Below are 23,566 nucleotides of genomic sequence, written 5' to 3'. Positions count from 1 at the left end.
TGATGTAAGTTAGAATGTTAATTAGGAATTGGAAACGAAGGAACAAAATGTTAAATTTTCGAAAGGATTAGGTATTTGAGATTATGATGAATATTAAAAATAAAAAACATATATTAAAAAAATTTATAGCTATGGTGTTAATAGCAGGAGTTGTCACAGTAGAAGCAGGAGCAATAACAGCTAGTGCGGCAGAGCTAACTAATTCACCTATGACTGCAACAGTAGACCAATGTGATTTCTTAAATATGAGAAGTGGAGCTAGTGCAAATGACTCAGTAGTAGGAAAGATAAACACAGGAGACAAAGTTGAGGTTTTAGAATTACATTCAAATGGATGGCTTAAAATAAAAACAGTTGACAATGTTACAGGATGGGTAAATGGAGACTATTTAACTATTGAAGGTGGAAATGTAGATGCAAAGGTACAAAATGTTTTAAACTTAGCATTTAAGCAACAAGGTAAGCCATATAGATGGGGAGCAACTGGACCAAACTCTTTTGATTGTTCTGGGTTCACTTCTTATGTCTATAAAAATGGAGCAGGAGTTAATTTACCAAGAGTATCAAGATCACAAGCAACAGTAGGAAAGAAAGTATCAAGAGCAGAATTAAAACCAGGAGATTTAGTTTTCTTTGGTTCAGGTGGTTCAATTAATCATGTTGGATTGTATGTAGGAGATTCTAAATTCATACATTCACCACAAACAGGAGATGTAGTAAAAGTTACTAGCATGGCTCCAGGAACAAATTATGGAAGAAGACTTATAACTGCTACACGTGTTTTACAATAATAATATAGATTTACATAGGATTGAATATTAACATTAAGTATGTAGAGTTACATTTAATGTTTTACATAAATATTGAAACGGTTAGTAATATTAAAATAGCAATGAACGTTATAAAAACAGCAAAGAAGATAAATTTCTTTGCTGTTTTTTTTATAATAAATTATCTCATATTATAATCAAATATTAAATATAAATTTTAACTATATTATTCAATATTTGACAGATAATATGAATTTTAGATATACTTAGTAAGGAGTATATTGTAAAAAAAAATAAATTTTAGAAATTAAGGGGGATGAAATGAAAAAAATAAGTATATTAGTATTATCACTTATAATGACACTTACAATGTGTAGTGTAAGTTCATTTGCTGATTCATCAAATGATAAGGAAATGAGAGCTGCTTGGATATCTACAGTTTATAACTTAGACTGGCCTAAGACTAAAAATAATGAAGCCAAGCAAAAAAAGGAATACACAGATTTATTAGACAAATTAAAAAGTTCAGGGATAAATACAGCAGTGGTTCAAGTAAGACCAAAATCAGATGCTTTATATAAATCAAATATAAATCCATGGTCTGAATATCTTACAGGGACACAAGGTAAAGACCCTGGATATGACCCATTACCATTTTTAATAGAAGAAGCACATAAAAGAGGTATGGAATTTCATGCATGGTTTAATCCATACAGAATAACTATGGCAGATGAGAGTATTGATAAATTACCAGCTAACCATCCAGCAAAGAAAAATCCAAGTTGGGTAATTAAACATGGAAATAAGTATTACTATGACCCAGGTTTGCCAGAAGTTAGAAAGTACATAGTTGATAGTATAGCAGAAGTTGTTCAGAATTATGACATAGATGGTGTTCATTTTGATGATTACTTCTATCCAGGAGTAAGTTTCAATGATAATGCAACATATCAAAAATATGGAAATGGACAGAATAAAGACAATTGGAGAAGAGAAAATGTAAATACTCTACTTAGAGATGTAAAAGCATCTATAAAGAGTATAAAATCTAATGTTGTATTTGGTGTAAGTCCAGCTGGTATATGGAGAAATAAGAGTAGCGACCCAACAGGTTCAGACACATCAGGTAATGAAAGTTATGTAGGTACATATGCAGATACAAGAGCTTGGATAAAACAAGGATTAGTTGATTATGTAGTTCCACAACTTTATTGGCCAATTGGTCTTAAAGCTGCAGATTACTCTAAATTAGTGGCATGGTGGGCTAATGAAGTAAAAGGAACAAACGTAGACTTATACATAGGACAAGGTATATATAAGCAAGGTCAATCAAGTTATAATGGACAAAATATAGCAAAAGAAATAGTACAACAAGTAACATTAAATAGAAAATATAGTGAAATAAAAGGTAGTATGTATTTTTCAGCTAAAGATATAGCAAATAGTACTTCTATACAAAATGATTTAAAGAGTTTATATTCTAGTAGTAATGAAGAACCAGTTATTCCACCATCAAATGTTAAAGTGGAAAAATTAAGAGGTAATGAAAGATATGATACAGCAGTAGCAATAAGTAAAAAAGGTTGGGCTACAAATTCAGATACAGTAGTATTAGTAAATGGATATTCTATAGTTGATGGTATAACATCAACACCACTTGCTACAGCAAATGATGCTCCTATATTATTAGTAAATAAGGATAATATACCAACATCTACTAAGGATGAGATAAAAAGACTTAATCCAAGCAAAGTTGTCCTAATAGGAGGAAATAACTCTATTGGAGATAAAGTTGAGAATGAAATAAAGGATACACTATCAAACGTGTCAATAAATAGAGTTGGCGGTTCAGATAGATATAGTACATCTTTATTAATAGCAAAGGAATTAGTAAAAACTAATCCAGTAGAAAAATTATATATAACAAGTGGTACAGGTGAAGCCGATTCTCTTTCTATAGCTTCAAAAGCAGGAGAGGAAAAGCAACCAATAGTATTAGTATCAAAAGATAATGTAAGTGATGATGTTTACAACTGGATATCAGACTTAAAAGTAAAGGATGCTTATTTTATAGGTGGTAATCTAAGTATATCTGATTCAGTAATAAATAAATTAGATAAGGTTATTACAAATGATGTATCTAAAAATAGAATAGCTGGAGAAAATAGAGAAGAAACAAATGGAAAAGTAATACAAAAATTCTATCCAAATGCTGAATATCCATCAATGTTTGTAAGTAAAAGTAATCAGTTAGTAGATGCTTTAACATCAGGTCCTTTAGCAGCTAAATTGAAATCACCAGTAGTTATGCTTGGAAATAGTGTAACATCTGCTCAGAAAACTGCCTTAGAGCCTAAGAAAACAACTCTAGTATATGAAGCAGGTGATGGTATAAATCAAACTTCATTAAATACTTTCTTAAACTTAGTTAAGTAATAGAAAAATTTGTTTGAAATATAGACTATTTTTATAAAGATAAAATGAGGATTATAGATATAAACTAGAAAATAAAAAAGAACTATATACACTTTATAATCAAGCATCATAATGACTTGAAGATAATTATGTGATATAGTTCTTTTTTAATGTTTAATCTTATATTTACAATAAACTTTATGTTAAATTTCTTATTCTTTAAATTCTATATCATTAAATATAAAATCATGTAATATGTCTAATGTATCTGGGTCAAATCTCAGAACCCATCCAGCTTTTCCATATATACCACCTGTACTGTGAATTTCATCATCAATAGGGAATTCAAATTGCTTAACATTCAAGTCGCCCATTTTTAAAACTTGAGCTCCTAAAGAAAGTATCGCATTAGGTTTCATGTTAGTTTTAACATATGGAAGAACAGCATCTAATAAACCTGGATATTTAGTGACAGGTAAAGTTTCTGTTTTCTTGATTATAGCCTGTATAATCTGTCTCTGTCTGCCATCTCTAGCAAAAGCTGTATCGTTGTGTCTGATACGTGCAAAAGATAGTGCTTGGTATCCATTTAAAGTTTGTTCTCCTGATTTTTTAATGTATTGTATGCTACCTTTATCATCACTCTTATTCCAACCATAAGTTTCAGGAATAAATTTATTTAATTCTCGTATTTCACCTTTTTCAATGGTAACTTCAACGCCACCAATAGCATCAATTATATACATAAATGATTCGAAATTAACACAAGCATAATTCTGAATATCGATATTAAAGTTCTCTTCAATTGTTTGTATTAATAAATCAGCTTGTCCATAAGCATAAGCATGAGTAAGTTTTTGTTTACCATGACCAGGGATGTCTACATAACTATCACGAGCTAATGATGTAAGTTTGATATCATTGTGCTTGTTATCAATAGTAAGTATCATCATAGCATCTGACCTTGAAGAATCTTCGTTCGGTCTAGCATCTGTTCCCATAAGTAGTATGTTAGTTATTCCATTTTCATTTTTATGGTCATTATTATTTAACAAATCACTATTTATGCTCGAGTCATGAATAGCAGATAATTTATAATAAAAATATCCATAGACGCTTATAGGGAATATTACTACCAAGAAAGCCAGTAGTATAACAAATTTCTTTAATTTTGACAAAAGTACCCCTTCTTTCTTCTTTTTCCTGTATATTTTTTAATAGCATACACTTAATTATATTAAAGTATTGAGATATATTCAATACTTGTTTGAGTTACAAAAAAAAGACAAAGACATAATTTATAAGAAAATTTGTCAATTTATATATAATTAAAAGTATATGTAATATATTAAAAAAATTTAATTTATATTTTAAAATAAAAACACACCTCACAATTGCAAAGAAATTTGCATTTGAGAGGTATGTATTTACTATAAAATTATTGATTTGTTTTAGATAAATACTTATTCTTCCAACATAATGTCCTCAAATATAAAATCATGCATTGCGTCTAATTCATATTCTTCAAAAGGAATTACATAGCCTGCATTACCTATTTTTCTACCATTTTCAGTAGAAAGAGGGAATTCCATAGATTTAAGGTTTAAATTTCCTATGCTCAACAAATCTTTTCCTAAAGATATTATTTCATTAGGATTCATATTAGTTTTTACATATGGAAGTATTGTATTAACTAGATTAGGATATTTAGTAACTGGTAAATCCTTAATACCATTTATTAAGCTTTGTATAACGCTTCTTTGTCTTCTATCTCTTTGGTCTGTACTATCATTTTTTCTTATACGAGAAAATGCAAGTGTTTGGTATCCATTTAGTTTTTGCTCACCTGAGTTTCTTATATATTTAAGAGAACCTTTGTCGTCACTTTTATTCCACTTATAAGTTTCAGGTATAAACTTGTTTAATTCTCTTATTTCACTCTTATCAACAGTAACAGTTACTCCACCTAAAGCATCGACTATATCCATAAAAGAGAAAAAGTCAACTACAGCATAGTTTTGTATATCAATTTCGAAGTTCTCCTCTATAGTTTCTATCAATAAGTTAGCTTGTCCATATACATAAGCATGTGTTAGTTTTTGCTCTCCATGCCCTGGTATATTAACATAAGTATCTCTATTTAATGAAGTCAATTTAAGGCTTTTATTTTTATTATCAATAGTCAGTATCATCATGGCATCTGAACGAGAAACTTCTTCTCCTGGTCTTGCATCTGTACCTAATAATAATATATTTGTGATACTTTCTTCATTTTTATAGTCATTACTACTAAGCGCCTCTGTATTTATACTATCATCTTGGATAGTTTTTAGTTTAGTAAAAACATATCCATATATGCTAACAGGAAATGCTATAACTAAAAGGGCTAGAAATATAACGAACTTTTTGAGTCCTGACAATAATATCCCCTACTTTCTAAATTTTTTAATTACACACAGTTAATTATATTAAAAATTTGTTACATAAGCAATAAAAAACACAATAAATTAGCATAAGTTTGTCATAATATAATTATTTTTATAATATTTTAAAGAAGAAAGTGTGTAGTTATTATTAATTTCCTTGGAATATAATTATATTATGACTTAAATTTTTATAAATGGATGTACATATTGAAAAAAATATTTTCCTAGATGTACTTATATCAACTTACAAAATGAGCAAATTGTAATTTAGAATTTTTAGTGTATAATAGGAATTGAAAATTTAAACTGATAAAAAATAATAAAAAATAATCATAAATTATATAATTTGGGGGAGGAAATGTATGATAAAATTAATAGCAACAGACTTAGATGGAACTTTGTTAGATGAGAAGAGCGAAATAAATCCAGAGTTTTATAAAGTATTTGAAAAATTAAGAGAGAGAGGGATAATGTTTTCAGCTGCAAGTGGTAGACAGTATCAGAATCTTATAAAGAAATTTGAAGATATAAAAGATGATATGATGTTTATCTCAGAAAATGGAACATTGGTAGTATATAAAGGAAAAGAAATATTATCAAATCCTTTGGACAAAGAATTAGTAAATGAAATTATAGAGACAACAAGAAGTATAGAAGGTAAGAAAATCGTAATGAGTGGTAAAAAATACGCTTATATAGAAAGTAAAGATGAAGCGTTTATAGATGAAGTTAGTACTTACTATGCAAAGTTTAAAGTTGTAGATGACTTGACTAAAGTAGAAGGAGATATATTAAAGATAGCCGTATTTGACTTCAAAGGTGCAGAACATAATAATAGTATCTACTTTGAAAAGTTTTCTGATAGAGCTCAGGTGTGTATTTCTGGAGTAGAATGGCTTGATTTAACTGCAAAAGGTGCAAATAAAGGAAGTGCCATAAAAAAAGTACAAAGAATGCTAGATATAAAATATGAAGAAACTATGGTATTTGGCGACCAATTGAATGATGTAGAAATGATGAAGAGTGCTTATCATAGTTATGCCATGGAAAATGCAAATGAGTATTTAAAAGAAATTGCTAGATTTAGAGCAAAAAGAAATACTGAGAATGGCGTTGTAGATAAGATAAAAGAGGTCATGAAAATAGGATAGCCATTTATAGTGGGGGTCTAAATGAAAAAGATTATTTTGGCTGGTATAAATGATAAGTTAAAAGTAGCATATAAATTGCAACTTGAAAAGGTATTGGGAGATGTTGCAAAAGTAGAAGCTTATGATATAGAAGATTCAAACTTGTCAAATTGTGATGTTATAGTAGCGATGAATTATTTAGATGAACAGATAGTAGATAAATGGATAAAGAGAAATAAAGAAAAATTAGTTTTAGTAAAAACTATGTATACTAAAGATGCAGTGGAAAAGTTGAGTAAAATTCCAAAAGGAAAAAGGGTTCTCATTATAACTCCTGAATGGATATATACATTAGAATGTATAGCAATACTAAAAAAGTTAGGGATAAATCACATTGAATTTATACCATATAACAAAGAGTTGTTTGGTGTGCATATAGAAAATGTAGATACAGCAGTTTATTTGGGAGAAGTTTTTTATACACCAGATTTTGTTACAAATTTTATTGATATTGGCTGGAGAGAAATTGTATATAATGGATATTTAGAAATATTGGAAAGACTAGAAATAGACCCAAGTGTAGTATCATCTAAGTTAAAAGTAGTGAAAGAAAATGTATATAGTGAAGATAAGATTGATATTAAATCTATAATGGAAGATTTGAAATATAAAAATCGAGTAAGACATTTAATTGATTCAATACCAATAGGGATGATTATTTTAAATCAAGATAAAACTATAGAGCTATATAATGACTATGCAAGAAAATTACTTAATATAAAGGAAAGTAATATAGGAAAAAATTTAAGTACAATTAAGCCACTACTAAATATATACAACTTATTTAAACGTACAAATCTTAAAAAGAATATATATTACTCAGATAAAACTTTAAATAAGGAATTTATAGTCAGTAAAAACAATATAAACTTTATGGGTAAAAATTATCAAGAATCTATTTTTATAGATGAAGTGTTTGAAGCATATAAAGGAAATACTGGAAAGATAAATAAATCTTATTTGGCTAAATATACGTTTAATGATATAGTGGGAAACTCTAAGAAGAATAAAGAAGTTATAGAATATGCTAAAAAATACGCTAAAATAGATTCAACAGTACTGATATTAGGTCAGACAGGAACAGGAAAAGAGTTATATGCTCACTCTATTCATAATTATTCAGATAAAAGGAATCGACCATTTATATCTATAAATTGTGCAGCAATACCAGATGAACTACTTGAAAGTGAATTGTTTGGGTATGAAAGTGGAAGTTTTACAGGGGCTAGGTCTCAGGGTAAAAAAGGTTTATTTGAAATAGCTAATGGTGGAACTATATTTTTAGATGAAATAGGAGATACAAGTCAATTATTTCAAGTAAAGCTTTTAAGAGTACTGCAAGAAAAGGAAATAGTTAAAATTGGTGGATATGAAAAAATTAGATTGGATATAAGAGTAATTGCTGCTACTAATAAGACTATAGATGAACTTAGAAATTCCAGTAATTTTAGAAAAGATTTATTTTACAGACTTAGTACTTGTATACTCAGTATACCTCCACTTGAAGAGAGAAAGGAAGATATACCTGTGCTATGTAATTATTTTTTAGCAAATATGGGATATCCTTATAAAAAAATCGATGACGAATTAGGAAAGTTTCTGTACAAATACAACTGGGATGGAAATGTACGAGAATTAAAAAATTGTATTGAATATGTTGGAAACTTTGGTGGTGAATTACTTACAATAGATGATTTGCCTATGATATATAAAGATTCTTACCAAAATAAGTATATTGAAGATAAAGAATTTACTTTAAATACATATGACAATAATCAAAACAGAGCATATGAAAATAACATGCTTAATGATACAGATTCTGAAGTTAATGATAATATAGAAAAATCTTATAATGTATATTTTGAGAACTTAAGCCATCGAGATAATCTTATAGCATGTGAGATTATGAGGATATTATATAAAGAAAATTGTGGAAGAAGAATGATAGTAAAGAAATTACAATCAAACAATGTAAATTCAAGTGAACATAGTGTTAGAGTAATTATGAACTTTTTAGAGTCAGAGGGATATATCGGAAAGAGTATTGGGAGAAATGGGAGTCATCTTGAAGAAAAAGGGGAGAAATGGGTTACTAAAAACTTATAAATAGAAAGTAAATGGGATATCGATTTAATGATATCCCATTTATTTTTTTTGTTTACAATATTATTTATTTAATCAGGATAATTAAAATTTTAAAAAAGAGTGTTTGTAAGTCTTACAAGACTTACTGAGATTAAAATCTACTTACTTGGCACAATCATTGCTTATATAGTAAGTCACAAGTAAAAAATAATTATTCCTAGGAGGGTTTTAAATATGAAAAATGATTTAATTAGTTGTGTTGATAAACATAAAAAAGATTTAGTAGAAATGGCAAAAGGAATCTGGGAAAATCCTGAGACTTCATATGAAGAATATTTTGCAAGCGGTGTACAAAAGAAGTACTTAGAAGAAAGTGGATTTAGAGTAAATACTGTTCAAGGAATAGAAACTGCCTTTGTAGCAGAGTTTGGAGAAGGTAGACCTATCATAGGGATATTGGGAGAATATGATGCCTTACCAGGATTATCTCAGAAAGTATCTTTAATTAAAGAAGCTATAACTGAATCTGCCCCAGGTCATGGATGTGGTCATAATCTGTTGGGAGTAGGAGGAGTAGGAGCAGTAGTAGCATTAAAAGAAGTTATGGAGAGGGATAATATCAAAGGAACTATAAAATATTTTGGATGTCCAGCTGAAGAAGGTGGAGTAGGAAAATGTAATATGTATAAAAAAGGATGTTTTAGAGATATAGATTGTGCTTTTAGCTGGCATCCTTTTGATGTAAATAGTCCTTGGAGACCAACTAGTTTATCAAATTTCTCTATGAAATTTAGATTTAAAGGAATTACTTCTCATGCAGCACAATCTCCACATACTGGTAGAAGTGCACTTGATGCAGTTGAACTTATGAATGTAGGTGCTAATTATCTAAGAGAACACATACTGGACTCTATACGTATGCATTATGTAATAACTAATGGAGGGGAAAGACCAAATATAGTTCCTGGTTATGCAGAGTCATGGTATTTCTTAAGAGGTAAAAAAGCATCAGATGTAAAGAGTATTCTTGATAGATTGGTAAAAGTTGCTAAAGGTGCAGCGATGATGACAGAAACAGAAATGGAATATGAAGTTATAGATGCAATGTATGATTATTTACCTAATCAAAGTTTGACAGATGTTGTATCTGAGAATATGAGGTTGGTAGGAGCACCGAACTTTAAAGATGAAGATTTAGATTTTGCTCACAAATTAGCAAATACAATTACAAAAGAAGAAAGACGAAATGTAGCAACTTCATTTCAAGGAAATCTTAATATAGTAGAAAAATATCTACATGATGATATTGCTGACTTTGAAGATTATAAATACAAAAATGTATCTGGTTCAACTGATGTAGGAGATATAAGCTATATAGTACCAACTGCACAATTTGCTATGGCGGCATGGCCTATTGGTACAGCAGCCCATACTTGGCAAGCTTGTTCATCATCTGGTTCTAATGTAGGTTTTGAAGCAATGTTAAGTGCAGCGAAAGTGCTTGCTTGTTCTGCATATGATATCTTGATGGACAGAGAAAAGCTTGAAAAATCAAAAGAAGAGTTTACAAAATCTTTGGATGGATTTGAATATAAACCATTGGTATAATCTTTATTTTAAAAATAGAACTATACCTTAAATAATAAATTAATCTTAAATTCACTAAAATTGGAGGGTAAAAAATGGAATCAAATAATATATCTAATTCACAAAAAGGGTTTTTTAGAGGATGGTTAGTTGTATTTGCTGGCTTAATACTAATGATATCTGTTTATGGAATAGTAAATAATTGTGCAAGTTTATTTATAAAACCTGTAACAGAAGACCTAGGTTTTTCTAGGTCTGAGTTTTCTCTTTATTATACAGTAATTGCTTTGTCTACCATGGTAATAGCACTCTTTATGGGGAAATTAGCAAAGAAATTTAAACTAAAAAATATAATGCTTGTAGGGTGTGTGTTAGCAGGAATTGGTTATATAGGATATTCATATGCAAGCAGTATATATGTTTTTTATTTAATGAGTATATTTTCAGGCTTGGGGTTAGGTATGACAACTCTAACTCCTCTATCAATAATAATAAGCAATTGGTTTGTAGAAAAAAGAGGTCTAGCATTAGGTTTAACTTTTATGGGAAGTGGAGTAGGTGGTATGATATTTAATCCTATAGCTAACTATATAATATTAAACTACAGTTGGAGACAATCCTACTTAGTGTTGGGAATAATAATCTTAGTCACAACTATACCAGCAGTTTTGATATTTATGTCTGAAAAACCAAGTGATAAAGGTTTATTGCCATATGGATATAGCAATTCCTCTGAAAACGTTTTAGACAATTCTGCAAAAGGAATCATGCTTAGAGATGCTGTAAAAACTAAAATATTTTGGATTATGGTTGTAGGATTAATTTTGATTACAATAATAGCTATGGGAGTACAAATGCATATTGCATCTTATTTGACTGATATAGGGTATTCTCCAACTTTTGCAGCAAGTGTTATATCTATAAACATGGGAGTAGTTATATTAGGCAAAATACTTCTAGGATATGTATTTGATAAAGTTGGATGTGAAAAAGGTGTTATATTTGTTGGATTACAAGTATTTCTAGGGGTATTGGCTCTATTATTTGCTAGTAAGTATCCAGCTATAATAGTATTTATTATATGTTGGGGAATTGGAAACTGTATGGGAACTATTGTACCTGCTCTTATCACATCAGAGATATTTGGCAAAAGAGATTATTCAACAATAGTTGGTGTAGTAAATGCAGTAGTTTTATTGGGAGCAGCCTTAGGTTCAGCTGTTACTGGAAAACTATATGATATGTCTGGAGGATATACATTAGCATGGATGACATACTTGGTATTGACTGTAATTATGGTTGGATTGATATTAATAAGTCTAGTTTTAGGAAAAAAGAAAAAGCTAAAAGAGGTTTAAATTATACTAATTAAACAAATAAAAAATATCAATGTAATTTTTAATAAAATAAATTTATTTATATAAAAATTACATTGATATTTAATAAACATCAATAATGATATTTATTTTTTTATTATACTCAGTATTTTGTTTTCTATTTGAGAGGCATTTTCAGCAGAAATTAGATAAACATATCTGCCTGCTTTCTCAACTATAGTATTATTTGCTATTTCAGAATTGCTTTTTTCTCCATGTCCTTCTCCAAAAGGTGCTTGTATCATGTCTTTTTTATAATTTTCTAGAGTTTTATAGATTTTATCTACATCGTCAGTTTTTATGACGATAATATCTTCTAGAGATAATTTTTCAGAAGAATTAATTACAAAACCTTGAATGATGTCCTCTTCCACATCATTGAAATAGTTAAATTCCTTTGCATCAAAGACTTTTGATTCTTTTACAAGTAAATCAGAAGATTTTAATGACTTTTCAATTTTCGATGTAGAAACGTTTTTGTAATCACCACTTGAAGAACAACTAACCATTCCAAATGATAAGATTATCGAAAAAAACAATATTAAAATTTTTTTCATGATAAACCTCCAAGTTTTTTAAACTCTATCTTAAATTAGTTTACTACATAATTATATAAAAATAAATGTATTTAATGTTACAGTTTTGATTAATAATGTAATATTTTGATAATAATACCTATTAAGAGGTGATTAGAAATGAGAGTACCAAAACATGTAGGAATTATCCCAGATGGAAATAGAAGATGGGCGAGTCAAAATGGTATGACAAAAGATAGAGGATATGAAAGTGGAATAAATCCTGGACTGGAATCTTATAGATTATGTAGAGATTTAGGTTGCGAAGAAGTAACTTTTTATGGATTTACAACTGATAATACAAGACGTCCATCAGTGCAGACAAAAGCTTTTACAAAAGCATGTATTGATGCTGCAAATATATTAATAGATGAGGGTGCAGCTTTATTAGTTGTTGGAAATACGAAATCTCCAATGTTTCCAAAAGAATTATTACCATATACTAATAGAATCCAAGCTAGGGAAGGTCAGATAAAAGCAAATCTATTGGTAAATTATGGTTGGTATTGGGACCTGAATAATATATCAGGAGTAGAAAATGTAAATAAAAATAACATACAAGATTACATACAGTCATTTGATGTATCAAGATTAGATTTGATAATCAGATGGGGTGGAAGAAGGAGATTAAGCGGTTTTTTACCTGTGCAATCGATTTATGCAGACTTTTATGTTATAGATAATTATTGGCCAGATTTTAGAGGTGATGATATAAAAGATGCCTTTAGCTGGTATGATACACAAGATGTTACTTTAGGTGGATAATTAGAGAATTTTGATGTTTTAGGTTGTAGAATGTTTTAAATTATTGAAAAAAAACCTTCTTGGTGGTAAAATAACACTAATATTATGAAAAAATAACACTAATATTATAAAAAAATGTGAAAATTTATACCAAGAAGGGTGAAAAAATGTCAAAAAGCAATAATAACAGTAATTCAAGAAACAAATCTAAAAATACCAGCCATCTGAATAGAAAAAAAAGAAAATTAAATAAGAAAAAATTAGTAGTGTTGGTTTGCTTTACGATGTTATTTTTATTTATTGCATTTAAAGTTACTCAAGGTGTAGTAGCTTTAGTAAAAGGGATGGATAAAAGCAATAAAACTAACCAACAACAAAACGTTAAGTCAGAGCAATTTGACCTTGGCAATGAAGAAGAAAATAAAAATAAAAAATATACTGTATTCATAGACCCAGGTCATGGAGGAAATGATAAAGGGACTCAAAGTAAGACTAGTAACAGATATGAAAAAGACCTAAATTTACAAATTTCAAAGAAATTAGCAAATAAATTAGCTAAACAGAAAGATATTCAAGTTGTAGTATCTAGAACTGATGATACATATGTATCGCTGATGGATAGAGTTAATCTAGCGAAAAATAGTTCTGCTGATGTACTTGTTTCTATCCATTTAAATGCAGAGAAAAATGGAAATACAGCAACAGGTATAGAAACCTGGTATAGGAATAAAGCTACAGATGGCTCAAAAGATCTTGCACAGTCAGTGCAAAGTACTATAGCATCCTATGTTAAAGTAAAGGATAGGGGTATAGTTGAAAACAACTTTGAAGTACTTAGAGAATCAGATATGCCTGCTATATTGATAGAGTGTGGTTTTTTAACGACACCATCAGAAGAACAAAAAATAATAAATGAAAAATATCAAGACCAACTTACAGAGGGTATTGTTCAAGGTATACTTTCATACTTAGATTCTAAAGGGAAAAAGTAAATTAAGTTCATGTTTATGTATGGATTTACTTAAATATGGAACTGTATACTTTGGATTAAATTTATTCTGTTGAATTGTATCAAAAAATACTATTTGAATTGAAAAACTATGAAATTAGAAACTATCTTACATATATCTAATCTCATAGTTTTTTTGTTAAAAAAGTAAATATTTATGAAATTTAAGAAAGCAAATTTAATATAACATAGTTATTTATTTGTGATGTTAACTTACATTGATTTACTATCAATTGTGCTTTATAATTAATATAGAAAAAGTTTGATTGTAAGATAATTTAAAAATAATATAGGGGAATTTATATGAATAAGAATAGTATGACAAAAATTTGCAGTTTAAATAAAATAATTTTTATCATAATCGGAATTTTGGGAATAGTTTTACTCACAAGGCATGTTGGGATATATATAAAGGTATTAATTTTACTTTTATTAATATTATTTACTATAAATATATTTATTTCGTATCTTAAAATCAAGCTATATGAGGATAAAATTAATTTAGAAATAGTAAATAATTCAGATAAGATTATGAATATTACTAAGGATGAGAACTTTTTAAAACATATTCAAAATTATATTATTAGCAATAAGAAAGAAAACTGTGTTATGGCTTGTTTTGATTTATGTAGACTTAAACTTATAAATGATATATATGGTTATGAGTTAGGGGATGAAGTATTAGATAATATTTCAAGCAATCTAAAAAGTTATTTTGGTGAAGAAGCTATTTATGGAAAACTAAAAAGCGATGTTTTTATATTAATAATAAAGCTTGAAGATAGAGAACAAAAGATTCCTTATTTGGTAAATCTCATTAGGAATAAAATTGTGACATTAAGTCAGATTGATAGTTTTAAAATGAATATAAATGTTGAGGCATCAATTGGAATTTATAGATTTAATGATGATAAAATTGATATAAAAAAAGCTATGGACAATGCTGATATGGCAAGGATTAAGTCAAAAGGATTAAAGCATATAGAATATGTAGAATTTGATTCTGCAATGGAAGAAGAAATACAATCACTTATGAAAATAGAGCAAGATTTATTCTTAGCTATAAAGAACAAGGAATTTGTAATCCATTATCAACCCAAAGTTGATTCGAGTACAGGTAAAATTATAGGTTCAGAGGCATTAATAAGATGGATACATCCGTCTTTAGGTATGGTTGGACCAAATAAGTTTATTCCTATAGCTGAAAGAAGTGGTCTGATAAATAATATTGGTAGATGGCTAATTCAAGAAGTATTTGTTACTATTGATAATTGGATTTCAGAAGGTATAAATGTCTTACCAGTTTCAATAAATCTTTCCAGGGTGGAACTATACAAAAATGATTTAGTAGATTTTTTTAAATCAATGTTTAATACATATAATGTGCCTAAAGAACTCATAGAAATAGAAGTTACAGAAACAACAGCACTAAGAGATGTAAAATTTATAAGTGAGAGGCTTTATGAGATTAAATCTTTAGGTATAGACATATCATTAGATGATTTTGGAGTAGGCAACTCGAATTTTATTAATCTTAAGGGGATACCACTAGATGTTATAAAAATTGATAGGTCACTTATAATGGATATAGTTACAAATACAAAGACAAAGTTTATGGTAAAAGCAATTGTTAATCTTTCACAAGATTTGAACTTAACTGTTATATGTGAAGGTGTAGAGGATATGGAGCAGGTTAAAGTTTTAAACGAAATGGGATGCAATTTAATACAAGGTTACATATATTTTAAACCTTTAGATGAGATTAGTTATAAAAGAATTCTTACTGACAGAAATTATGTAAATCTAGAAGATACTCTTTTAGATAGATACATGGCAGTTGAGGAGGCGGAAGAATGATTTCAGAAGATGTAGATTATTCAATAAGAATTATAAGAGCTATATTTAATAATGGGGAAGATAATCCAATAGATGTTAAAACAATATTAAAAAGTGAAGATATACCAATACTAACACTGTATAAACTTCTTAGAAAACTTTGTGCAAATAATGTACTTACTCTTAATAAAGAAGATGGCAAGAAATACATGTTAAATGTATCATTGGATACAATAAGTTTAAGAACTATTGTAGAATTAATTGATGGAAAAATATATATAAATAAATGTACGAGATATGTATCCAATTGCAGTAATTGCTTAAAAGGTTGCAAAGTAAATCGCGAGTTACTAGAAATAGAAAAAGAAATCTATAAACTTTTATCAAGAAAATCTATAAGACAAATACTAGAATAATAAATTTTCAGCTATGATAATAATTGGAGGTTTTCAGCTATGGATGATATATCTCAAGATAATTTTCTACTGTCTAAAGAGTATGAGAATAGTTTAGATGTAGATACTAAAAAAGCAAGTGGAATATACTATACTCCTAAAATCATTGTCGATTATATTGTAAAAAAAACTTTAAAAAATCACGATATAATTAAAAATCCATACCCACGAATACTCGATATTTCTTGTGGATGTGGAAATTTTCTTTTGGAAGTATACGATATTTTATATGACTTATTCGAGGAAAATATCTATGAATTAAAAGAGAAGTATGATGAGACTTATTGGACTGTTGATAATATACACAGTCATATATTAAATTATTGTATATATGGTGCTGATATTGATGAGAAAGCTATAAATATATTAAAAGACAGCTTAATAAACAAAAAGGCAGTAAATGACTTAGAGGAATCTGATATAAAGATTAATCTATTTTGTTGTGATAGCCTTAAAAAGAACTGGCGATATAAGTTTGATTATATAATTGGTAATCCGCCATATATTGGTCATAAAAAACTTGAAAAGAAATATAAAAAATTTCTCCTAGAAAAATACAGTGAAGTTTATAAAGATAAAGCTGATTTGTATTTTTGTTTCTATAAAAAGATTATAGACATTTTGAAACAAGGAGGAACTGGTAGCGTTATAACTCCAAGATATTTTTTAGAAAGTCTATCGGGTAAAGATTTAAGAGAATATATTAAATCAAATGTTAGAGTTAAAGAAGTAGTAGATTTTTTAGGTGCAAATATATTTAAAAATATAGGGGTATCTAGTTGTATACTTACTTTTGATAAGAAAAAATCAAAAGAGAAATCAATAGATGTATTTAAAATAAAAAATGAGGATATATGTATAAATAAATTTGAAACACTAGAAGAACTTTTAAATAGTAGTAACTTTGATTATTTTAGTATAAATCAAAGTTTGTTGTCTGATGAATGGATACTTGTAAATAAAGCTGATGGAGTTTTTTATAATAAGATACAAGAAAAATGCAACTATAGTTTGGAAGATATAGCAATAAGTTTTCAAGGAATAATCACAGGTTGTGATAAGGCATTTATTTTAAGTAAAAATGATGTAAAATTGAACCTTGTGGATGATAAATTTTTAAAGTGTTGGATAAAAAGTAAAAATATAAATAAATATATAGTAGATAAAAGTGAATATAGGTTAATATATTCAAATGATATAGAAGATGAAGAAAAAAATAAGAAAATACTTGATGAGATTATAGGAATATACAAGTCAAAGCTAGAAAACAGAAGAGAATGTAAAAATGGAATAAGGAAATGGTATGAACTTCAATGGGGAAGAGAAAAGCTTTTCTTCGAAAGAAAAAAAATAATGTATCCTTATAAATCAAAAGAAAATAGATTTGCTATAGATTATGATAATAACTTTTCAAGTGCAGATGTATATTCTTTTTTCATAAAAGAAGAATATTTAGATAAATTTTCATATGAATATTTAGTTGGAATCTTAAATTCTAGCATTTATGATAAATACTTTAAAATAACTGCTAAAAAGATGAGTAAAAACATATACGATTACTATCCTAATAAGGTTATGAAGATAAGAATTTTTAGAGATAATAATTATGAAGAGATAGAAAGTTTGTCAAAACAAATAATATCAATTTTATTAAACAACTCTGTGGATAAAGAAAAGGTAGAAAGATTGCAGATAAAAATGGATAACTTAATAATGAATTCTTTGGGTATATAAGCATCTGTAGATATAAAGAAAATCACGGAATGTTAATTATTTATCTAAATTTTGAATAAAAAGTTAACCATATAAAAAACATTAAAGATATATACTTTTAAATGGTTTTTTGATAAAATAAAAATAAATTTGTACAATTTTATTTTTCTCCAATAACTAAAAATAGTTTTTTGAATTAATATTTGCTGAGAAATAGAAATCAGAAACGTTTTTAATATAGTAGGTGATAATATGAAAGGATTAGTTTTAGAAGGTGGAGGAACAAAAGGTGCCTATCAAATAGGGGCATATAAGGCTTTAAGAGAGCTTGGAATAGAGTTCCAAGGAGTAACTGGGACATCAATTGGTGCTTTAAATGGAGCATATATAATTCAAAATGATATTGAAGTAATGGAAGATATTTGGTTAAACTACGATTATACTCACTTTATGAATATGGATAAAGATACTTATGAGAAATTTAAAAATGTAGATTTCACTACTAAAAATATCAATGCACTTATTGAACTTATAAATAAGGCTAGAAAAAATGAAGGCATAGATATAAGCCCTATGAGACAACTAATGGAAACTACATTAAATGAAGATATAATACGAAAATCAAAAAAAGACTTTGGACTTGTTACAGTGTGGTGGGATAAAAAGATTAATCCACATCCAATGTATATAGAAGATATGCCACAAGGGAGATTGATTGATTATTTAATTGCTAGTTCTAGCTTGCCTATTTTTCAATCAAATATGATGGATGATAAATTATATCTTGATGGAATGTTTTGTGACAATATGCCAATAGGACTTTTAGAAGACAAAGGGTATGAAGATGTTGTTGTAATTAGGCTGATTGATGATTTTCTTGGAAAAATGAATTTAAATAAACATCAGAATATAAATATAAAAACTATAATACCATCAGAGTATTTGGGAGGTTCTCTAAATAAAGACAGAGACAATGTAGAAAAAAATATTCGATTGGGTTATTTAGATACTATGAAAGCGTATGAAAGATGTAATGGGATTAAATATTATTTTGATGTAGAATATAAATACAATGAAGAATATTGTTTTGATAAGTTTAGAAGTATGAGTAATGAAACTGTGCAATTTATTTGTAATTTATTAAATATAAAGAGAGATGTTTCTTTAAGAACTATTATGGAAAGTGTAATACCAAAACTTGGTGAAGTACTTGGCTTACCCAAAAATTTTTCATACAAAGATTTATTTTACTGTATATATGAAAAAAAACTTGAAGAAAATAGCATAAATAGAATAAAATTATATGATTTTAACAAAGTTATAGATGTTGTAAATACAAATATTGATTCTAATAAAAATTTAGCTTCTAATTTTGAAATTAGACCTAAAATTAGTATTAAAAAGAACAAAAATACAAAATTATTGACAAATTGTATTATAAAAGACTTAAAAAATCAAAGTTAAATAAAAAACAAAAAAAAATTTGTAATTATACTCGAAAAAAGTGTATATTAGTAGTATAATATTTTTGTAGCACTAGTGGGAACAAAAAATGACCATAGGACAAAAAAGTACCACTAAGTACCATTAAAGTAAAAAATAGGAAAACAATTTTAAAAAATATAAAATGTAAAGTCTATAGGAGGATTTAAAAAATGGAAAAAGTAGTTAGTATCAAAAATGCAAGTGGATTACATGCTAGACCAGCAGGAATGTTTGTTAAGAAGGCTGCTGAGTTCAAATCAACAGTAGAGGTTGTAGCAAAAGACAAGACTGTAAATGCAAAATCAATAATGGGAATAATGAGTTTAGGTTTAGCTCAAGGAGAAGAATTAAAGTTAGTTGTAAATGGAGAAGATGAAGAAGTAGCTTTAGCTGCAATGGTTGAATTAGTTGAAAGTGGATTTGGAGAGTAGATATAATAATTTTTTTAAGTTTGATATTTATAATCTAATCATTACTTAAAGTAAAAGTAACAGAGAAGCATTAAACATATACAGATTGACATTTGTAGATATTTAATTTCTTTGTTACTTTCATGTTTATTTAATCAGAAGATTAAGACTATTGTTAACTGGGTATGAAAATACAAATATTTTAGAATATGAAATAAGATATTTTTAATCATAAATTTAGTATGAAAATACAGAAGATATTTTTTAGGAGGTAGGGTTATGGCTTACAAAGGAATAGGTGCTTCTCCAGGTGTTGCTTTAGGGAAAGCGTTAGTAGTTGAGCATAGTGAATTAGTAATTGAAAAAAAATCTATAGATAATGTTGAAGCGGAAATTGCTAAATTAGAAAATGCAGTTGCAGTTTCTAAAGAAGAATTAATAAAGGTTAAGGAAAAGGCTTCTGAAGAATTAGGAGCAGAAGAGGCAGAAATATTTGAAGCACATTTATTAGTTTTAGAAGACCCAGAATTAATTGGTTCTGCAATAGACAAGATTAAAACTGAAAATGTAAATGCAGAGTACGCTTTAAATGAAATAAAAGAAATGTTTGTTAGTATGTTTGAGTCTATGGACAATGAATATATGAAAGAAAGAGCAGCAGATATAAAAGATGTTACAAATAGAATACTTAGACATATATTAGGAATTAAAGTTGTTGATTTATCTGCTTTAAGTGAAGAAGTAGTATTAATAGCACATGATTTAACTCCATCAGATACAGCAACTATGAATAAAAAAATGGTTTTAGGATTTTTAACTGATATAGGTGGAAGAACTTCTCATACAGCTATCATGTCTAGAACTTTAGAAATAGCTGCAATCGTTGGATTAAGTGATATAACTTCAAATGTTAAGGATGGAGATTTTGTAGTCTTCAATGGAGATACTGGTGAAGTAATCGTTAATCCAGATGAAGATACTATAAATAAATATACTGAGTTAAAAGCTAAATATGAAGAAGAGAGAAAAGCATTACAGTTATTAAAAGGAAAAGCATCTGTGACTTTAGATGGAAAGCATGTAGAATTAGCTGGTAATATAGGAACTCCTAATGATATAGAAGGTCTAATAAAGAATGATGCTGAAGGTGTTGGTCTTTATAGAACAGAATTCTTATACATGGATAGAGATTCTTTCCCAACTGAAGAAATACAATATGAAGCTTACAAAGCTGTACTAGAAGGAATGGATGGAAAACCTATAGTTATAAGAACATTGGATATAGGTGGAGATAAAGAATTAAGTTATTTAAGCATGGAACCTGAAATGAATCCATTCTTAGGTTATAGAGCAATAAGACTTTGCTTAGACAGAAAAGATATATTTAAGACTCAATTAAGAGCTTTATACAGAGCAAGTGTTCATGGAAAACTAAGAATCATGTTCCCTATGATTTCCTCTTTAGAAGAATTATTACAAGCTAAAGAAGTTGTAAAAGAAGTTTTAGCAGAACTTGATTCTGAGGGTATAACTTATGCTAAAGATGTAGAAATTGGTATGATGATAGAAGTGCCATCTGCTGCTGTAATATCTGATGTACTAGCTAAACATGTAGACTTCTTCTCTATAGGAACTAATGACTTAATTCAATATACTTGTGCAGTTGATAGAATGAATCAAAAAATAAGCTATCTTTATAATCAATTTAATCCAGCTGTTTTAAGACTTATAAAGACTGTTATAGACAATGCACATAAAGAAGGTAAATGGGCAGGTATGTGTGGAGAATCTGCTGGAGACCAAAAAATGATACCAATACTTTTAGGTATGGGATTAGATGAGTTCTCTATGTCTCCAATATCAATACTTCCTGCTAGAAAATTAATAACTTCAGTTAAAGAAGCCGATATGAAAAAATTAGCTGATGAGGTACTTAATATGGGTACTGCTGAAGAAATAAAGAAATATATTGAAACTAGTTTTAATATGTAATTATTAAATTATATCTATAGAAATACTTATTTAGGTAGATTATAGATAGTAAAAAATTATTTAATGAATAAGTAAAAGCCATAGTTTATCCTATATACTATGGCTTTTTTATTGTATAATTTAAGATATTATAATATTTATGGTTTGGTATTAATAATATAGTCTGCATCTAATAAATATTTAATGGAGGTATACAATTTGAAAAGTAAAAACACAAAGGTATTTATCATAGCTATACTTATTTTGAGTTCTATAATATTATATTTAAATGCACAAAACAACCTAATAAGTAACAAACATGATAAAAAAGTATATTTAGATTTAAAAGATACAAAAAAAATAGAAATTTACAATAAGATTAGCCAAGAAAAAGAGCATAAGCCAATTTTAATTTCAGATAAACATTTAATAAATGAAATATTAAACTATTTAAATAATGTAGAGTATTATGATGGGGAAGATAGGAATGAGATTACATTAAAAAGTCAGAGTATAAATTTTTATAATGGTGATGGAGAACAAAAAATTATAAATTACTCATATGATAGTATACATAATATTGGAAAGATTGAATATGATAATGAAAAATTTAATGTACCACATGATTTTTTTAGGTTAATATCATCACTTGAAGAATTTAGACCTCAATATTCAAAAGTACCTAATGATGTAAATGAACTTTTTAAAAAGTATAACTGGACGCCAAGTTTTCTAATATCATCTCAACAAAAAACAATTCCAAATAATTTTAAGTATTCATCAGAAGATACAGTAGAGAAGATGTACTGGGCATATAATATAGAGCTATCTAAAGATATAGGGTTAGATTTTTCAAACTTAAAATCAAAAGAGATTACTGCTGAGATATACAATTTAAATGAACCGTTATCAGATGAACTTGAAGATACTCTATTAAGTACTAGAGGTATAATAATAAGATATGAAGGAAAAATTGTAGGTGCGTATATTGATTCTGGAAGGCATGAAGGGAATGCTATTAGCTTAAAAAGACATAGTTTTAAGGAAGTGACAAAAGAAGACTTAAATACATGGGTAGATGATAATTGTATAGATAAGTCAAATTCTTTATATATAGAGGTATCAAAGTTAAGTAATGAGGATTTAATAAAAATGTATATAAAGGCTATAAAAGAAAATAATACAAAGGTTTTATTAACTACTATGGATGTAGAAAGTAAGATAAGTACTCTCTTCATTAATTTGGATAATCATAAGCTTTTTAATGATACTAAGTTTGGGATGAATTTACCAGATTATATTAATAATGATAAAATTGTATATATGGAAAAGATTGATTTAAAAGAAAATGATAAGAGATGTTATAATGTTATATTTGGGGGTAATGATATAATGAGTGACACTGGAAGAGGAACTTTCTCAGATATCAATATTGATATTGTAAATGAAAAGGGAGTGTGGAAAGTGTCTGGCTTTACAAAATAAATCTAAAATAAATATTGTTAAAAATTAATATTGT

At 27.8% G+C, this 23,566-nt stretch carries 18 protein-coding genes; 15 read left to right on the top strand and 3 right to left on the bottom strand.

Features of this window, described 5'->3' with window-relative positions:
- The first annotated feature begins 86 nt into the window (after nucleotides 1-86).
- Both Q3287_RS06140 and Q3287_RS06135 read left to right on the top strand, forming a co-directional pair.
- Entirely contained in the window at nucleotides 87-791 is a 705-nt protein-coding gene (locus tag Q3287_RS06140) for a C40 family peptidase (RefSeq protein ID WP_227832281.1), read from the top strand.
- Between the two features lie 300 nt (nucleotides 792-1,091).
- A complete protein-coding gene (locus tag Q3287_RS06135) occupies nucleotides 1,092-3,206 on the top strand; it encodes a cell wall-binding glycosyl-hydrolase Cwp19 (RefSeq protein WP_407963682.1) in 2,115 nt (704 codons plus the stop codon).
- A gap of 191 nt (nucleotides 3,207-3,397) precedes the next feature.
- On the opposite strand, the gene Q3287_RS06130 is transcribed toward Q3287_RS06135, so the two are convergent.
- Entirely contained in the window at nucleotides 3,398-4,363 is a 966-nt protein-coding gene (locus tag Q3287_RS06130; RefSeq protein ID WP_054277356.1) for an LCP family protein, read from the bottom strand.
- Between the two features lie 285 nt (nucleotides 4,364-4,648).
- Entirely contained in the window at nucleotides 4,649-5,605 is a 957-nt protein-coding gene (locus tag Q3287_RS06125) for an LCP family protein (protein WP_054277355.1), read from the bottom strand.
- 368 nt (nucleotides 5,606-5,973) lie between these two features.
- Here Q3287_RS06125 and Q3287_RS06120 point away from each other — a divergent pair, with 368 nt between their 5' ends.
- From Q3287_RS06120 to Q3287_RS06105, 4 genes are all read left to right on the top strand, one after another.
- A complete protein-coding gene (locus Q3287_RS06120; protein WP_054271341.1) occupies nucleotides 5,974-6,762 on the top strand; it encodes an HAD family hydrolase in 789 nt (262 codons plus the stop codon).
- Between the two features lie 21 nt (nucleotides 6,763-6,783).
- Complete coding sequence (locus Q3287_RS06115; RefSeq protein ID WP_407963681.1) at nucleotides 6,784-8,907, top strand: sigma-54 interaction domain-containing protein; 2,124 nt, start codon at nucleotides 6,784-6,786, stop codon at nucleotides 8,905-8,907.
- Nucleotides 8,908-9,120: 213 nt separating this feature from the next.
- Nucleotides 9,121-10,494 (top strand): M20 family metallopeptidase, encoded by a 1,374-nt coding sequence (locus Q3287_RS06110; protein ID WP_407963680.1) that lies wholly within the window; start codon nucleotides 9,121-9,123, stop codon nucleotides 10,492-10,494.
- A 74-nt stretch (nucleotides 10,495-10,568) separates the two neighbouring features.
- Entirely contained in the window at nucleotides 10,569-11,831 is a 1,263-nt protein-coding gene (locus Q3287_RS06105; RefSeq protein WP_407963679.1) for an MFS transporter, read from the top strand.
- Between the two features lie 104 nt (nucleotides 11,832-11,935).
- Here Q3287_RS06105 and Q3287_RS06100 read toward each other — a convergent pair whose 3' ends face one another.
- Nucleotides 11,936-12,406, bottom strand: a complete 471-nt coding sequence (locus tag Q3287_RS06100) for a DUF4358 domain-containing protein (RefSeq protein ID WP_054271336.1) — start codon at nucleotides 12,404-12,406, stop codon at nucleotides 11,936-11,938.
- A 138-nt stretch (nucleotides 12,407-12,544) separates the two neighbouring features.
- Here Q3287_RS06100 and Q3287_RS06095 point away from each other — a divergent pair, with 138 nt between their 5' ends.
- From Q3287_RS06095 to Q3287_RS06055, 9 genes are all read left to right on the top strand, one after another.
- Nucleotides 12,545-13,189 carry an undecaprenyl diphosphate synthase family protein gene (locus Q3287_RS06095; protein ID WP_407963678.1) on the top strand — a complete coding sequence of 215 codons (645 nt, stop codon included), beginning with the start codon at nucleotides 12,545-12,547 and terminating at the stop codon, nucleotides 13,187-13,189.
- A gap of 146 nt (nucleotides 13,190-13,335) precedes the next feature.
- A complete protein-coding gene (locus Q3287_RS06090; protein WP_079740405.1) occupies nucleotides 13,336-14,160 on the top strand; it encodes an N-acetylmuramoyl-L-alanine amidase in 825 nt (274 codons plus the stop codon).
- Nucleotides 14,161-14,480: 320 nt separating this feature from the next.
- Nucleotides 14,481-16,034, top strand: a complete 1,554-nt coding sequence (locus Q3287_RS06085; RefSeq protein WP_407963677.1) for a putative bifunctional diguanylate cyclase/phosphodiesterase — start codon at nucleotides 14,481-14,483, stop codon at nucleotides 16,032-16,034.
- On the top strand, nucleotides 16,031-16,429 hold the full coding sequence (locus Q3287_RS06080; protein ID WP_054271333.1) for an Rrf2 family transcriptional regulator: 399 nt from the start codon (nucleotides 16,031-16,033) through the stop codon (nucleotides 16,427-16,429). The genes Q3287_RS06085 and Q3287_RS06080 overlap by 4 nt, the downstream gene beginning before the upstream one ends.
- 39 nt (nucleotides 16,430-16,468) lie before the next feature.
- The gene (locus Q3287_RS06075; protein ID WP_407963676.1) at nucleotides 16,469-18,202 is read left to right on the top strand and encodes an Eco57I restriction-modification methylase domain-containing protein; all 1,734 of its coding nucleotides are present in this window, start codon (nucleotides 16,469-16,471) and stop codon (nucleotides 18,200-18,202) included.
- A gap of 231 nt (nucleotides 18,203-18,433) precedes the next feature.
- The gene (locus Q3287_RS06070) at nucleotides 18,434-19,645 is read left to right on the top strand and encodes a patatin-like phospholipase family protein (protein WP_054271331.1); all 1,212 of its coding nucleotides are present in this window, start codon (nucleotides 18,434-18,436) and stop codon (nucleotides 19,643-19,645) included.
- 191 nt (nucleotides 19,646-19,836) lie between these two features.
- Nucleotides 19,837-20,097, top strand: a complete 261-nt coding sequence (locus Q3287_RS06065) for an HPr family phosphocarrier protein (RefSeq protein ID WP_003422895.1) — start codon at nucleotides 19,837-19,839, stop codon at nucleotides 20,095-20,097.
- Nucleotides 20,098-20,355: 258 nt separating this feature from the next.
- Nucleotides 20,356-22,068, top strand: coding sequence for a phosphoenolpyruvate--protein phosphotransferase (ptsP, locus tag Q3287_RS06060; protein ID WP_054271329.1), 1,713 nt, complete (start codon nucleotides 20,356-20,358; stop codon nucleotides 22,066-22,068).
- A gap of 198 nt (nucleotides 22,069-22,266) precedes the next feature.
- The gene (locus tag Q3287_RS06055) at nucleotides 22,267-23,532 is read left to right on the top strand and encodes a DUF4830 domain-containing protein (protein ID WP_407963675.1); all 1,266 of its coding nucleotides are present in this window, start codon (nucleotides 22,267-22,269) and stop codon (nucleotides 23,530-23,532) included.
- The last annotated feature ends 34 nt before the right edge of the window (nucleotides 23,533-23,566 follow it).

The sequence above is a fragment of the Clostridioides sp. GD02404 genome (genome assembly GCF_045898275.1).
Taxonomy (GTDB): Bacteria; Bacillota; Clostridia; order Peptostreptococcales; family Peptostreptococcaceae; genus Clostridioides; species Clostridioides difficile_A.
Note: the sequence above shows the minus strand (reverse complement) of the source record. Positions and strands in the feature narration are given on the sequence as shown.

Bases quoted from the DNA above. Each gene is read 5' to 3' on its own strand.
- Q3287_RS06085 (WP_407963677.1), top strand. From the start codon at position 14,481: ATGAATAAGAATAGTATGACAAAAATTTGCAGTTTAAATAAAATAATT.
- Q3287_RS06120 (WP_054271341.1), top strand. From the start codon at position 5,974: ATGATAAAATTAATAGCAACAGACTTAGATGGAACTTTGTTAGATGAG.
- Q3287_RS06105 (WP_407963679.1), top strand. From the start codon at position 10,569: ATGGAATCAAATAATATATCTAATTCACAAAAAGGGTTTTTTAGAGGA.
- Q3287_RS06115 (WP_407963681.1), top strand. From the start codon at position 6,784: ATGAAAAAGATTATTTTGGCTGGTATAAATGATAAGTTAAAAGTAGCA.
- Q3287_RS06075 (WP_407963676.1), top strand. From the start codon at position 16,469: ATGGATGATATATCTCAAGATAATTTTCTACTGTCTAAAGAGTATGAG.
- Q3287_RS06095 (WP_407963678.1), top strand. From the start codon at position 12,545: ATGAGAGTACCAAAACATGTAGGAATTATCCCAGATGGAAATAGAAGA.
- Q3287_RS06110 (WP_407963680.1), top strand. From the start codon at position 9,121: ATGAAAAATGATTTAATTAGTTGTGTTGATAAACATAAAAAAGATTTA.
- ptsP (WP_054271329.1), top strand. From the start codon at position 20,356: ATGGCTTACAAAGGAATAGGTGCTTCTCCAGGTGTTGCTTTAGGGAAA.
- Q3287_RS06135 (WP_407963682.1), top strand. From the start codon at position 1,092: ATGAAAAAAATAAGTATATTAGTATTATCACTTATAATGACACTTACA.
- Q3287_RS06065 (WP_003422895.1), top strand. From the start codon at position 19,837: ATGGAAAAAGTAGTTAGTATCAAAAATGCAAGTGGATTACATGCTAGA.
- Q3287_RS06070 (WP_054271331.1), top strand. From the start codon at position 18,434: ATGAAAGGATTAGTTTTAGAAGGTGGAGGAACAAAAGGTGCCTATCAA.
- Q3287_RS06090 (WP_079740405.1), top strand. From the start codon at position 13,336: ATGTCAAAAAGCAATAATAACAGTAATTCAAGAAACAAATCTAAAAAT.
- Q3287_RS06080 (WP_054271333.1), top strand. From the start codon at position 16,031: ATGATTTCAGAAGATGTAGATTATTCAATAAGAATTATAAGAGCTATA.
- Q3287_RS06100 (WP_054271336.1), bottom strand. From the start codon at position 12,406: ATGAAAAAAATTTTAATATTGTTTTTTTCGATAATCTTATCATTTGGA.
- Q3287_RS06140 (WP_227832281.1), top strand. From the start codon at position 87: ATGAATATTAAAAATAAAAAACATATATTAAAAAAATTTATAGCTATG.